This is a genomic window from Paenarthrobacter sp. GQ52 (assembly GCF_059759005.1).
This window is the reverse complement of record NZ_JCAXEJ010000002.1, coordinates 164359-178092: the sequence shown is the minus strand read 5'-3', so window position 1 is coordinate 178092 and position 13734 is coordinate 164359. Positions and strand designations below refer to the sequence as shown.

The 13734-nt window shown below is 60.3% G+C and carries 13 protein-coding genes; 1 reads left to right on the top strand and 12 read right to left on the bottom strand.

Annotated features, from left to right (window positions below; translation table 11 throughout):
* Nucleotides 1-72 precede the first annotated feature (72 nt).
* The 11 genes from AC6CH8_RS04370 to AC6CH8_RS04320 form a co-directional block, all read right to left on the bottom strand.
* Entirely contained in the window at nucleotides 73-840 is a 768-nt protein-coding gene (locus AC6CH8_RS04370) for an amino acid ABC transporter ATP-binding protein (protein WP_498188888.1), read from the bottom strand.
* Nucleotides 837-1733 (bottom strand): amino acid ABC transporter permease, encoded by an 897-nt coding sequence (locus AC6CH8_RS04365; protein WP_420180962.1) that lies wholly within the window; start codon nucleotides 1731-1733, stop codon nucleotides 837-839. The genes AC6CH8_RS04370 and AC6CH8_RS04365 overlap by 4 nt, the downstream gene beginning before the upstream one ends.
* Before the next feature lie 45 nt (nucleotides 1734-1778).
* Nucleotides 1779-2705, bottom strand: a complete 927-nt coding sequence (locus tag AC6CH8_RS04360; protein ID WP_498188886.1) for an ABC transporter substrate-binding protein — start codon at nucleotides 2703-2705, stop codon at nucleotides 1779-1781.
* 302 nt (nucleotides 2706-3007) lie between these two features.
* Entirely contained in the window at nucleotides 3008-3670 is a 663-nt protein-coding gene (locus AC6CH8_RS04355) for a GntR family transcriptional regulator (protein WP_498188884.1), read from the bottom strand.
* A gap of 25 nt (nucleotides 3671-3695) precedes the next feature.
* Nucleotides 3696-5150 (bottom strand): NAD-dependent succinate-semialdehyde dehydrogenase, encoded by a 1455-nt coding sequence (locus AC6CH8_RS04350; RefSeq protein ID WP_498188883.1) that lies wholly within the window; start codon nucleotides 5148-5150, stop codon nucleotides 3696-3698.
* Nucleotides 5151-5198: 48 nt separating this feature from the next.
* The gene (locus AC6CH8_RS04345) at nucleotides 5199-6332 is read right to left on the bottom strand and encodes an FAD-dependent oxidoreductase (RefSeq protein WP_498188881.1); all 1134 of its coding nucleotides are present in this window, start codon (nucleotides 6330-6332) and stop codon (nucleotides 5199-5201) included.
* 39 nt (nucleotides 6333-6371) lie between these two features.
* Entirely contained in the window at nucleotides 6372-7778 is a 1407-nt protein-coding gene (locus AC6CH8_RS04340; RefSeq protein ID WP_498188879.1) for an NAD(P)/FAD-dependent oxidoreductase, read from the bottom strand.
* A gap of 30 nt (nucleotides 7779-7808) precedes the next feature.
* Nucleotides 7809-8543, bottom strand: a complete 735-nt coding sequence (locus tag AC6CH8_RS04335) for an SDR family NAD(P)-dependent oxidoreductase (RefSeq protein WP_498188877.1) — start codon at nucleotides 8541-8543, stop codon at nucleotides 7809-7811.
* A 48-nt stretch (nucleotides 8544-8591) separates the two neighbouring features.
* Nucleotides 8592-9698 carry an alanine racemase gene (locus AC6CH8_RS04330; protein WP_498188875.1) on the bottom strand — a complete coding sequence of 369 codons (1107 nt, stop codon included), beginning with the start codon at nucleotides 9696-9698 and terminating at the stop codon, nucleotides 8592-8594.
* A gap of 118 nt (nucleotides 9699-9816) precedes the next feature.
* Nucleotides 9817-10287, bottom strand: a complete 471-nt coding sequence (locus AC6CH8_RS04325) for a RidA family protein (protein WP_498188873.1) — start codon at nucleotides 10285-10287, stop codon at nucleotides 9817-9819.
* A gap of 12 nt (nucleotides 10288-10299) precedes the next feature.
* Nucleotides 10300-10989 carry a haloacid dehalogenase type II gene (locus tag AC6CH8_RS04320; protein WP_498188871.1) on the bottom strand — a complete coding sequence of 230 codons (690 nt, stop codon included), beginning with the start codon at nucleotides 10987-10989 and terminating at the stop codon, nucleotides 10300-10302.
* A gap of 246 nt (nucleotides 10990-11235) precedes the next feature.
* Between AC6CH8_RS04320 and AC6CH8_RS04315 the strand changes: the two genes are divergently transcribed.
* Nucleotides 11236-11469 carry a hypothetical protein gene (locus AC6CH8_RS04315; protein WP_498188869.1) on the top strand — a complete coding sequence of 78 codons (234 nt, stop codon included), beginning with the start codon at nucleotides 11236-11238 and terminating at the stop codon, nucleotides 11467-11469.
* Between the two features lie 45 nt (nucleotides 11470-11514).
* On the opposite strand, the gene AC6CH8_RS04310 is transcribed toward AC6CH8_RS04315, so the two are convergent.
* Nucleotides 11515-13671, bottom strand: a complete 2157-nt coding sequence (locus tag AC6CH8_RS04310; protein WP_498188867.1) for an amylo-alpha-1,6-glucosidase — start codon at nucleotides 13669-13671, stop codon at nucleotides 11515-11517.
* Between the last annotated feature and the right edge of the window lie 63 nt (nucleotides 13672-13734).

Here is a 13734-nt window from a genome sequence, read left to right as displayed (position 1 = left end):
CTTCATGCTACAGGTGATATCAACTGTAGTGCTGTAGACCACCTTTTCGATGACAATGGGAGACGTCCATGGTTAGAGGACCTGTTTGAGGAAGGTTTGGGTGCGGGGTTCTTTGGGGTTGGTGAGGATTTCGCGGGCGTCGCCGCGTTCTACGACGTTGCCTTCGTCCATGAAGATCAGGGAGTCTGCTACTTCGCGGGCGAAGCCCATTTCGTGGGTGACGACGACCATGGTCATGCCTTTTTGGGCGAGGTCTTGCATGACGTTGAGGACTTCGCCGACTTTTTCGGGGTCCAGGGCGGAGGTGGGTTCGTCGAAGAGGATGATTTCGGGGTTCATGGCCAGGGAGCGGGCGATGGCGACGCGTTGTTGTTGTCCGCCGGAGAGTTCGGCGGGGTAGCGGTCTCCGAAGGCTTCGAGGCCGACGCTGGTGAGGAGTTCCTGGGCGTGTTTGGCGGATTGTTTTTTGTCGGCGCGTTTGACCAGGACGGGTCCTGCCATGACGTTTTCGCGGGCTGTCATGTTGGGGAAGAGGTTGAAGGATTGGAAGACCATGCCGACGCGGGTGCGTTGTTGGGCGAGTTTTTTGGGTGGTAGGGCGTGGTAGGCGGTGTCGGTTTCGTAGTAGCCGAAGTCTTCGCCGTTGACTTTGAGGATGCCCGAGTCGACGGTTTCGAGGCCGTTGATGCAGCGTAGGAGGGTGGATTTGCCGGAGCCGGAGGGGCCGATGATGCAGCAGATTTCGCCGCTGGCGATGTCGAGGTCGACGTCTTTGAGGACTGTTTTGGGTCCGAAGGATTTGCGGATTTTTTGGGCGTGGATGGTGCCGTCAGCGTTCATCGTGCGATGCCTTCCGGTGCGGTGAGTGTCACTTTGCGGGCTTTGCGGGGGATCCGGGCGGAGGTGTGGGAGTATTTTTGTTCGAGTTTTGATTGGGGGTAGCTCAGGAGCATGGTCATGACCAGGTACCAGAGGCTGGCGACGATGAGCAGGGGGATGGTTTCGTAGGTGCGGGCGTAGATGAGTTGGGCGCTTTGGAGGAGTTCTGCTACGCCGAGGACGGAGACCAGGGAGGTGCCTTTGAACATGCCGATGACTTGGTTGCCGGTGGCGGGGATGATCGAGGGCATGGCTTGGGGGATGATGACTTTGCGCATTTTCATGGCTCCGCTCATGCCCAGGGAGTCGGCGGCTTCGATTTGGCCTTTGCCCACTGAGGAGAATCCGCCGCGGATGATTTCGGCCATGTACGCGGCTTCGTTCAGGGTCAGGCCGATCAGGGCTGCGGTGATCGGTCCCATGAGGGCGTTGGTGTCGATCGCGGTGCCGATGTCGGTGAAGGGGATGCCGATGCTTAGGTTCGGGTAGAGGGCGGAGAGGTTGAACCAGAAGATCAGTTGGACCAGGACCGGGGTTCCGCGGAAGATGGTGATGTAGACCCCTGCGAGGGCGGCGATGGGTTTGATGGTGGAGGCCCGCATGATGGCCAGGCCCAACCCGAGGAGGGTGCCCAGGGCCATGCTGGCCACGGTGAGGAAGATGGTGAGCATCAGTCCGCGGAGGATGGATTCGTGGGTGAAGTATTTCGCGACGACGTCCCATTTGAAGTTCGGGTTCGTCGCGACCGAACTCAGGACACCGATCCCGACCAGGATGCACACGACCCAGGAAACGTACTCAAACGTGCTGCGCCGCTTCAACCGCGGCTTCAACGCCGAATCCAAACCGCTCATCACTTTGCTTCTTTCCAAAATCACTTGCTTCATCGGAGCACTTTCTTAGCGGATGGCTGCTTCGGTGATGGCTGATTCGTGAAGGCCCCAGTAGTCCAGGGATTGCTGGTATTGGGGGGTTTCGAGGACGGATTGGATTGCTTTTTGTAGGGCTGGTGTTAGGGGCGAACCCTTTTTGAGGCCCATGGCGACGTTGGTGTTGGTGCGGGTGTCCATTCTGGGTTCGAGCATGACGAAGTGGTCTGGTTGCTGGACTTGTGCCCATGCCAGGCCGCTGGCGTCGTAGAAGACGCCGTCCATGCGCTTGGAGTCCAGTTGGGTCAGGGCTTCCTGGACATTGGGCAGTGTTACTGCATTGATGGCCGGTTTGCCTTTCTCTTCGCAGGTCCATTTGGAGACGTTAGGCAGGTGTTTGAGTTGCTGTGTGGAGCCTTTGGTGACGGCGATGTTCTTGCCGCAGAGGGTGTCGTTGGTCAGGTTCTGCGGGTTGCCTTTAGGTACGGCGATGGCGGAGCCGCCTTTGAGGTAGTTGATCATGTCCAGGACCTTGAGGCGTTCTTCGGTGGCGGACATGGTGGTGGCAGTGAAATCGAAGCGGCCGCCGTCGATGCCGGGGATGATGGTGTCGAAAGCGGTGTTTTCGAACTTCAGTTTCAGTCCGAGCTTTTTGGCTACCAGGCGGGCGAGGTCCGGGTTCACGCCGATGGGTGTGGTGTTGTCCTCGGCGAGGAATGTCATGGGCGGGGAACTGAGGTCCATCGCGACTGTGAGCTCGCCTTTGGCCTTGTAGGACTCGGGTAGCAGCGCGACAGCGTCAGGGTCTGCCTGGACGCCTTCTGAGATGTCGCGGGTGTTCTGGGTTTTGGGGATGTCCGTGGCCTGGCTGCCGGCGGCCGTGCCGCCGCAAGCGCTCACGGCCAGCAGGACAGCAAGCCCTGTCGCCGCGGTCTGGAGTTTATGGTTGGTCTTCATGTTGTTTCCCTTCAAGGAATCAGGGGCAATGCCGCCTGAAGTACGTTTCTTAATTGCTTCCGCGTGCCGCATCGGTGGGACAGGCGAAGGGGAATCTCGTGCTCTGGCGAGATGTGACTTAGGTCTCGGCTCTAGTGCTATGAAACGCTCTTTAGTCATGATTGTCAACAGTTCAACAGTTGAGCTACAACTTAAAAGACGGCGCTTTCAGGAGCGGAAATGGCCAAGGGGTAGTGGCCGGCAGAAAAGTTGGAAGTCAAGCAGCGGTTTGCTGGCAGGCTTCCTGGATCATCCGCGGGACGTCAGGCAGGGTCCGTGGCTTGAGCGCCCAGCGCATTGTGGAATTGGCTCAGCATTTCCTTGCGGTAGCCCTCGATGTCGCCCACCAAAGCAAGCTCTGCCAACTTGTCGTGTTCAACGGCAATTTGATGGAGGTCGCTGTAAGTGGGGTGATCCGCGGCGAAGTAGAGGCGCAGCTTGTTCTCCCAACCATTCCAGAGACTTTGTAGTGCTGAGTTTCCGGAGAATTCGTAGAACAGCCGATGGAAGCGAAGGTGGGCATCAATGCTCGCCGGGATATCGTTTGTGTCCGTTGCCCGGTAAAGTTCCTCAATGGTTTGCTTGAGGCGAAGCCGTTCCGCATCCCGCAGTGTCGGGGCAGCAAGCTCAGCAGCATAAGGTTCAACAAGCATGCGGATCGATGCGATCTCGGCAACATCCCGAGCACTTACCTCCACGACGAATGACCCCCGGAAGGGCACCTTTACCACAAGGCCTTCTTCTTCAAGCTTGGTCAATGCCTCACGCAGTGGCGAACGACTAATGCCGAGATCCGCGGCGATGTGCGTTTCGCGCAGTTGTTCACCGGGGGAGACGGTTCCGTCCAAGATCGCGGAACGGAGCACACGATAGACGCCATCCGGCGTGGTCGTCCGCTGTTCCTGCCACTCAAACCTGCGATCCACCGTGCGCCTCCTCGTCGATTGTCGATTATACCGCCAGCGCCGTGTACTTGTGCTCCAGGTATTCGTCGATGCCTACTTTTCCACCTTCCCGGCCAAGGCCGGATTGCTTGACGCCACCAAAGGGTGCCGCCGGGTTGGAAACAAGCCCGGTGTTGAGGCCGACCATGCCTACCTCAAGCTGAGAGGAGAACTGCATGCCTTTATCAAGGCTCTCGGTGAACACGTAGCCCACCAGGCCCCAATCAGTGTCGTTGGCAAGGCGAAGAACTTCTTCCTCGCTGTCGAAAGGCGTGATCGCAGCCACCGGACCGAAGATCTCCGTACTCATCAGATCGGAGTCCAGAGCCACATCCACAAGCACCGTGGGGGAGTAGAAATAGCCGGGACCTTCCGGGCGTCTGCCGCCGGTTAGGATACGTGCACCCTTGCTGACGGCGTCAGCCACCAGGCTTTCGACCTTCTCCAAGCCTTTTCGGTCGACGAGGGGTCCGACGTCGGTACCAGCCTCAGCGCCGTTGCCCACCTGAAGTTCCGACATCCTTTTAGAGAACTTTTCGGCAAATTCTTCGACGACGGAACGGTGTACGAAAAAGCGGTTCGCGGCGGTGCAGGCTTCGCCCATGTTGCGCATTTTGGCTTTCAGCGCGCCTTCGACGGCCTTTTCGATGTCTGCATCGGCCAGAACGATGAAGGGGGCGTTTCCTCCGAGTTCCATGGAGGAACGCATGACGTTGGTTGCCGCCTGACGCAGCAATGTCTTGCCCACCTCGGTAGAGCCGGTGAAGCTTACCTTGCGGGCGATGCCGTTGCTCATCCAGTGATCCACCACGCTTGAGGCTTTGGAAGTGGTGACGACATTCAATACCCCATCAGGCAGGCCGGCCTCGCGGAAGATCTCCACAAGGGCGAGAGAGGTGAGCGGGGTCAAAGCCGCGGGTTTAAAGACCATGGTGCAGCCGGCTGCTACGGCAGGCGCGATTTTGCGGGCGCCCATGGCAAGCGGGAAATTCCATGGGGTAACCAGTACGCACGGACCGATGGGTTCTTTGGTGATCATGATCCTTGTGGTGCCATCGGTGGCGGTGGTGCTATCGCCGCTGATGCGGACAGCTTCTTCGGAGAACCAGCGGAGCATATCGGCACCGTAGGCCACTTCGCCCCGGGCTTCTGAAAGGGGCTTGCCCATCTCCGCTGTCATGATTGCCGCTAACCGCTCGGTGTTGGCGATCACGAGCTCGAAGGCCCGCCTAAGGATGTCGGCCCGCTCACGGGGCGTGGACTTTCCCCAGGCGGCCTGTGCCCGCCCAGCTGCTGTGATGGCAAGGGCTGCATCCTCAGGGCCACCGTTGGCAACGTGGGCAATAGTCTCGTTCGTGGCAGGATTCTCCACCGGGAAGGTGGCTGAACTGGCCGCCCCTTGCCATTCACCGTCGATGAATAGCTCAGTGCGAAGAGTGGAGGGGTCAAATGTAGTGGTCATTTCACGCTTTCTGGTTGTGGGGAGTGGTGGCAGTGGTTATGGCTGGAATTAGGCGGTCCTGAACCGTTCCGGGCGCACGAAATCCAGACCTTCGATGGGTTGTTTACCGAGCGCTTCATGCGCGGCGATGTGGCCGTACCCGGTGGCGTTCTTGAATCCGCCTCCGGAGAAGCCTGTGGCGAAATAGATCCGGCTTGATTTGCTAAGCCATCCCAACAGCGGGTTGCGGTCCTTGGTATAGAGGTCCGGAAACGCGTCTGAGCGGACAATGGTGGGAATCAGGCCCGGGATGAAGTCCGAGACCGTTTCCAAGGTTTCGGCGATTTCGGCTTCAGAGAGTTCCCTGGGGAAGGCGTCGGGATCATCGGTCACTGTTCCCCGGCCATCCAAGGTGGCCTTGACTGTTACCCCGTCGACGGTGGGGGCTCCATATATTGCGCGGTCCTCATACATACGACTAAAGATGGGGAATTTTTCCGGCGTGAATTGGGCTGCATCGCGGGCAACGAACCACGACAGGAAGACCCTGCGTGTTTCGGTGTGTGCCTTAAGATAGTCAGGCATGAGTCGCTGGGACCAGCCCCCCGAGGCGACGATGACGTTCTCGAAGCTCCAGGACCTGTCGCCTGAGGTGATGACAACGCCGTCATCGGTTTCGCTGATGCTGTCGATGGGGGTGTTGATGTGCACGGTAGCCCCATTGGCTTCCGCGGCGCCGATAGCGGCAGTGACAGCCCGGTCCGTGCGCAGGACCCCTGCATTCGGGTCGTAGACTGCGACGTCATCTGCGCGGAGCTTGTGCTGCGGATAACGTTCGGTAAGGTCTTCGCGACTGAGAATTTCGTGGGCAGCCCCGTTGAGTTGCGCAGTTTGCAGGAGCCTGTTGATGTAAGAGCCGTTTGCGGTGCCTATGGACAGTCCGCCGCACCGCGTGAGGATGTCCTGTCCCGTTTCCGCTTCCAGTTCAGCCCAAAGATCACGTGAGCGTTCCAAGATGGGGTAGAGGCTGGGGGAGCCGAGGTAGATCATGCGGAACAGACGGGTGTCACCGCCCACGGCGCTTCTCCCGTGAGCAGGCGACTGCGCCTCGAACCCGGTGACGGCGTCAGTCAACCGGGAGGCCTGCCACAAGGCCATGCTGCCAATGCTGCCCAGTCCAATGACTGCGAGTTTTCCATCCATGGTTTGTTCACTCCTTCAAGTGTCAGATGTAGTGGCGGCCTATTCGTGAAGCCCGGCGAGCCTGCTGCCGAATTTGGCCAGCAATGACGTCTTGGTGGAATCCCGGTGCTCTTCCCACGTGTCTGCAAGGCCGAAGAGGCTGTACATGCTGTGGACTCCAAGCCAGCGGATGGGTTCGGGTTCCCACTTTCGTGCCCGGTATCCCACCCAGGGAAGGGACGTTCGTTCGGTCTTTTGTTCGAAGGCCAGTTCCACCAAGGTTCTGCCGCCCAGGAACGCTGCGGTCACGCCGTGCCCCGCATAACCGGTAGACGAACCGATCCCGGCTGTTTGATCCCATTGGACGCCGCCGTTCCAGTCGCGCGTAACGCCCAGAACTCCGGACCAGGCATGATCCACGTCGAAGTCGATCTCCGGGAAAAACGAACGAAGCTTGGTGGACAGCAGATCAACCGTGGACTGGGGGGTTGAGCCTGCGCCGCCCGTCCCCGAGCCGTAGCGGTAGGGTTTGCCTCGGCCGCCGATGGCGATGCGCCCGTCCGCTGTTCGTTGCGAATAGATGAAGGTATGCGCGGAATCGCTGAGGCACTGCGGGCCATTCCAGCCGATCTGCTGCCACGCTTGGTCTGACAACGGCTTGGTGACGATCATCGAGGAGTTGATTGGTATCAGGCTCCTGTTGCCGAGCAGTGGTCCGGAGTAGCCCTCGGTGCAGATGAAGGTCTTTGTTGCAGTAGCCCGCCCGCTGTCGAGGGTGAGGGTGTTGCCGTTGATGCTGCTGACGCGGCTGCCCTCGTAGATGCTGACCCCCATGGAGGTGAGGGTGTCGGCGAGTCCGTAGACGAGTTTTGCCGGGTTAAGCCGGGCGCAGTGCTTGTAGACGAGGCCGCCGTGGACGGTGGAGATGTTGATGTGTTTCCGGAAGTCTTCACGGCCGATCAGATAGACATCGTCTTCGGTCAATCCGTACTTCCAGTCGGCGTCACGTCTGGCGACCAGCCGGCCAAGCCCGGCTTCTGTGTGGGCAGCGACCAGCGCGCCGCTCTTGTGCTGATCTGCATCTATGCCTTCAGAGCGCAGGATCTCCAGGACAGCGTCGACGCCGGCGACGAACTCCCGCTGCAAGGCGCGGCTGGCCTCGACGCCTCCGTTGGATGCGCGGGCGAACCTGGCGCGGTTTCCTGCCGGCATGGCAGAGAGCCAGCCGCCGTTCCGGCCGGAGGCGCCGTAGCCTATCTGCTCTGCTTCAAAAACGGCCACCGTGAGTGAGGGCTCGAGCTTCTTGGCGAAGTACGCTGCCCACAGGCCCGTGTAGCCGCCCCCGACAATGGCCAGGTCTACGGCTTGGTCTCCTGCGAAGTGTGGGTAGGCGTGGCGCTTGTTTTCGAGACCGGCCATCCAGAAGCCGAGGTCTCCGTTTCGGGGTGCTGCCGCGACGGTTGTCATTGTTGATCCTTCTTTGGGTGGAAACGGTGATCAGAAGGCGGTGTAGCCGCCGTCGACGGGGAGTACTGCTCCGGTGATGTACGAGGATTCCGGTGACGCCATGAAGAGGATGGCGTCGGCGATCTCTTCGGGGGTGGCGAGGCGTTGGAGCGGGATTTGGCCTTCGCGCTGCCGACGGTAGGCTTCGGGGTCATCCCTGCGTTGGAACGATGCCTCGATGACAGGGGTCACAGTCAGCCCGGGGGCGACGACGTTGACGCGGATGTTCCGTGAAGCCCACTCGATGGCGGCGCCCTTGGCCAACATGATGAGGCCGCCCTTGGCGGCGGAGTACAGGACTTCATCGGGCTTGCCCACTATGCCGAGCCGTGAGCTGACCAGGACGAACGAGCCTCCGGCGGCGGGCATCAGGGGTGCGAAGTGCTTCATCATCAGGAACGAGCTGAGCAGGTTGCTGTGAAGCACGTTCTTCGCGTCGTCGTAGCTCATCTCTATCAGGGGGCCGCTGACCTGCAGTCCGTGGTTAAGGACAACCACGTCCACAGTGCCGAACGACTCTGCAGCCTGGCTGGCCAGGCTTTCGACGAACGCTTCGTCATTGAGGTCGCCAGGGACGTACAAGTCCTCTGGCTGGCCGCTGTGAAGTTGTTCCCGGCGGCCAGTGAGGAGCAGACGCGCCCCTTCACGGCGGAAATGTGAACTCACTGCCTCGCCGATTCCGCTGCTGGCTCCGGTTACTACAGCCTTGGTCTTTTCAAGTCTCATGTCGGTCACTCCGTGTGATGTAGGTGCTTGGTGAAGCGCTGGTAAGGGTCAGCTGAGGAACCCACGGGCGTCCACTTTCCAGCGCTCCAGAGAGGCGCCCGTACTGTCGGTGACGATCAGCTCTTCGAAGTTGATGATTACGGGGCAGACGTGGTTGGGCACGATTGGAAGCACGGCGCCGATGCCTGGACTGAAGTCGCCGGCGGGCAATGGAAGGAAGCCGTGATACTCGTTGAGCTTGGACAGCACTGCCTGGGTCCCGGCGACGGAACCGTAACCGATATCAGCATTGCCCTCCCGGCTGAGTGCCTTGGTGCCTACGTCGAGGATGACTTGATCGGGAACCCAATCGCTGACTACCGTGCCAGCGACGAACAGTGCGATTTGATCCTCTGTGCAGGCACCTAACCTGGTGTTGTTGAGGTCGTTGAAGACGTATTCGCCGGGCCGGATCTCGGTGATGATGCTGCTGGTTGCGTATTCGATGGTGGGAGTGGAGCCCGCGCTGACCACATCGGCTGTGATGCCTGCGGCGTTGAAGCTGCGCACGGCGTCGGTGAGCGCGGCTTCCTGATCCATTGCGGCTTGCTTTCGGGCTTCCCGGCTCGAACTGCCATGGCCCGGGTAGGTGAAGACGCCTACCGGTACCAGGCCTCTCTTGCGGGCGGCAACGGCGAGGTCGCCGGCCACCTCGGGTGGTGCGCCGGAACGGCGTGCACCGCAGTCGACCTCAATCACGACTTCCAGACGCCCGGCTTCAGAGCCCATCGCATCTGCCAGGGCATCGACTGCCGCAAAATTATCGACGCCGACCCTTAGCCGGGTGGTGACGGCAAGTTTTCGGATCCGCACGCCCTTGGTCCCTGAAGGCCAGATCGGGTAGGCGATGAAGATGTCATCGAAGCCGGCCGCAGCAAACACCTCTGCCTCACCCACATTGCCTGCGGTGATTCCGACAGCACCGGCTTTTACCTGGCGCCGGCCGATTTCGACACACTTGTGCGTCTTAACGTGCGGCCTGACGTCGAGATTGCGCAGGGTGGCGAAGGCTTGCATGCGATCGATATTTTCTTGCATCACATCGACCAACACGATCGGCGCCGGAGTGTCGATCCGGTCGAGCAAGCTGTCCAGTGCTTGTTGAAGCCTGTTCACGCTGTTCTCCTCATGAAGTACGTAATTGGTGGAGGAGAGCGTCAACAGGCTCCCTCTTTTGCTTGTGGACCGGAACTCCGGTTCCCCGGGTCCCGGTCCAAGCCGCTGTTCGCAGTTCCTAAACAGCCGTGCAGATCATCTGGATTTCGACAGGCGTATTGAGCGGTAGCCCAGCGACGCCAATGGCGGTCCGTGCATGCCGTCCGTTCTCACCCAAGACCTCAATGAGCAATTCGCTGGCCGCGTTGGCCACCCGCGACTGCAGACCGAAGTCGGGCGTGCTGGCAACAAAGACCAGCATCTGAACAATTCGAACCCGCTCCAGATCCCCCACTGCCTGGACAGCGGCCGCGAGGCAGTTCAGCACCGCATGGCGTGCAAGATCCCGTGCCGTCTCCAGATCCACATCCCGGCCAACAATCCCTTGCCCCAGCAGTACGCCGTCCTTGAAAGGCAGCTGGCCCGAGATATGGATGCTCGCACCCACAGCCCGGTGGTCTACGTAGTACGGGTTATCAGCAAGGAGTGGCAAATCAAGGCCCAGGGCCTCAAGCCGATCCGAAGCGGAACTCGCCTTGGTGACGCTCATCCGGACAGGCTCCTAGGAGGTTGAAGGTCGCGGCAGGCCGAAGAGAACAGGGAGATCGGCGATGTCGGTGATTCGTTCGTATCCGAGCCAGTGCTCGTCGTGTTCGAAGCCGCGGTCTACGTACACCTTGTTCTTGATGCCCATGGTTGCTGCTGAACGGTGGTCGTACATTGGGCTCGCGGAAACGTGCACGATCTCGTCTGGTGTCACTCCCAGCTTTTCGAACAAGTACTCGAACGCACCGAGCCGCGGCTTGTACATGCCCATCTGCTCGGCGGTGATGATGACCTCGAACGGGGCATTGAGGTTCTCTGCAAGGCGCACAGCCTGGGCGGTGTCGCTGTTCGTGATGATGACCAGCGGGACTTCCTCCGCCAGGCGGTTCAGTGCCTCGGTGACACCCGGGTACGGGCCAAAGGAGGGGACCTTCTCGTAGACTGCCCGTGCATCGGCCGCGTTGAACTCCAGACCAACCCGGCGCGAGGCGCGCTCCATGGAGTCGGCAACGATCTGGTGGAACGGCTTGTAGTCGCCCATGCATTCGTCGATGCGGTATGCCTTGCAGGCCTGCAGATAGTCATCGGCGATCCCGGCCGGAAGCCGGTCGCCCAAGACTTCACGAATCGCATCGTTGATGGCGAACTTGATCAGCGTTCCGTTCATGTCGAACGTAACGAACTTTGGCTTGGTTGCGAATGCCATTTTTCCTCCAGTACGGATAATGTCGATTGTCGACGAGACAGCGAATGACTGCGTCGATTGTCGACAATACGCTCGCATGGACTGGATTGTCAACGGGTACCGAAGAATCATCTCGCGGTTGAGTTCGTTGGCGTCCAGTGATGGGAGATTCTTTCACCAATCTCTTTCGTAGATTGTTGACAATTGGTAGGCTCTGTTCATGTCTTCCTTTTATCCCCAACACGCTAAGCGAACGAAGGACATCTCATGAAGAAGCGACGCCCTGCTGCCTCCACCCTGGACCACTTTGCGACGGCCAACACCGGTCACCACTGCCCAGTAACGGGATGGTGGTCACTGAAGTGGAATGAAGAGGCCACTATGTTCATCACAGAAGGACAGGTGATGCCGGCCGTGGGCGGCGTGCCGACCGTGTGGATTCTGCGTGAGACGGCCAGCTACGGCCGCGCAGGCGCAACCCCCTTGCTTGCGGCGTCCTAGAAGCTACCTGCGCGTCATGGGCTACCCGGCCACTGAAGCTGTGAGCTAGGCCTTCTTCCGCAGCCCTGCCTGTTCCACGAGTTCGGTCAACCACGGCCGGTGTCCTTGATGGAACACCATCCCATCCGGTAGTCCCTGCACTCTGGGGACCGAATCGGCAATGTCGATGGTTACCCTGCCGCCAGCCATGGGTGCGTTGGTAATGTGCAGGTCGCCGTACGAGGCCGGCAGCTGCGGATCCATCCAGAATCCCCCGTGGGACACGTGGGCGTCGTACCTCATCAGGCTCGTGATCAGCTGGATGGGTGAGGTGGCTGCCCAGGCTTGGGGTGAGCAGGCCGTAGGGTAGGGCACCGGCTCGCTGTACTGCTCGCGGCTGAACCCACAGAACAGCTCGGGGAGGCGCCCCTCGGAGAAGGCGGCTGCGTCGAACAGGGCCGTGGCGATTCGTTGAGCCTCCTCCACGAATCCGTAGCGCATCAGCCCGGCCGCGATGATGGCGTTGTCATGTGGCCAGACGGATCCGTTATGGTAGCTGGCCGGGTTGAACGCGCCCATGTCGGTTGCCAGCGTGCGCACGCCCCAGCCGCTGAACATCTCTGGGGACATCAGCCGTTCAGCGACAAGTGGCGCCTTGTCGTCATCCACCAAACCGACCCAAAGGCAGTGCCCCATGTTGGAGGCGCACGCGTCTACTTGGCGTTTCTTGCCGTCCAGTGCGATCGCGTAGTATCCGCGGTCCGGCATCCAGAATTCCTCGTTGAATCGTGCTTTCAATTGGGCCGCGCGATCGGCGAGTTCGCGCGCCAAAGGTGCGTCACCGGCGTCGTAAGCCATCCAGGCTCTGGCCATGTACGCGTCATAAACATATGCCTGTACCTCACACAGCGCGATAGGAGGCTCGGCGAGGCGTCCGTCCGCGAAGTTGATCCCATCCCATGAGTCTTTCCAACCCTGGTTGATCAGCCCGCGATCGTTGAGGTGCTCATACTCGACGAAGCCATCGCCGTCCCTGTCGCCATAGTCGCGGATCCAGTCGAGGGCCCGGTCTGCATGGGGTAGCAGGGCGGCGATGGTGTCCTGGGCGAACCCCCAACGGCTGACCGAACCCAACACCACCACGAACAGGGGAGTGGCATCGACGCTGCCGTAGTAGATGGACTTGCCGCCCAGAGCCAGGCTGCTGGAGACATCCAACCGGACCTCATGCAAAATCTTGCCCGGTTCTTCCTCGGTCACGGGGTCAACCACCGTGCCCTGCCGCTCAGCCAACGTTTGCAACGTTCCCAGGGCCAGCGAGGGATCAACAGGCATGGCCATTTCGGACGCCCACAACGAGTCCCGCCCAAACAGCGTCATGAACCACGGGGCTCCTGCAGCCACAACCACTCTCTCCGGGTGGGCGGGGTCTTCGATGCGGAGGGCGCCAAGATCGTCATAGCTCCGCCGCAGGGTTCTCTCGATGGAGTGGTTGCCCATCTGCAGGATGGGAATTTTGGCCACCCATTCCTGCCTGCGTTGATCACTCCGGGACAGTTCGCCGACGGCGGGATGCACCACTGGCGCTGATGGCGCAGCACCTTCAAGACCGGGGATTACCGTGAGTTCGGTGCTCCAAGAGCCCCGTGCCGGGATGGTGGTCCGGTAGCTGAAACCTTCCACGCCCGCTTCCGCGACGTCGGAACTCACGACGACGGACTTCCGGACTTCCTGCCATCGGGCGCGAATGGTCAATGAATTGGCATCGACCTCGCGGATTTCTTCCCACTGCGTTTGCACGCGCGCTTCCTTCACCTCGAAGACATCGGCGAAGTCGGAAGCTAGGGTGATCGCGATGAGGCATTCCGCGGGCTTCATCGAGTAGTTGCGCACGGTGAGGTGTTCCACCATCCCAAAACCCAATTCCCGGGTGCGTTCCACGATGAGCGGAGTGTCAGCGTATCCGCCAGGCAAGGTGATGCGTCCAGCGAAGACCGCCCTGTACGGTTCCTTCGTTTGGGCGGTCAAAGGTTCCACGGACTGTCCGTTCACACTGAGGCTCCATGCCGACAGAATGCGCGTGTCCTGGAAGAAGAGGCCGTGGGGATGATCCGGATTGATATCACCGCTGGGCAGCGAAATGCAGAAGGACGTGCCCTCCACCAAGGTGACCGTCCCGGCACCCAAGGGACCTGCCGCGGTATCGGCATTCCATCCAGCCATGTCCGGCTCCTTTTAGCACTCCTGCTAAGTCCTCGCTGTCCTGCTACATCCTCACAGTGACGC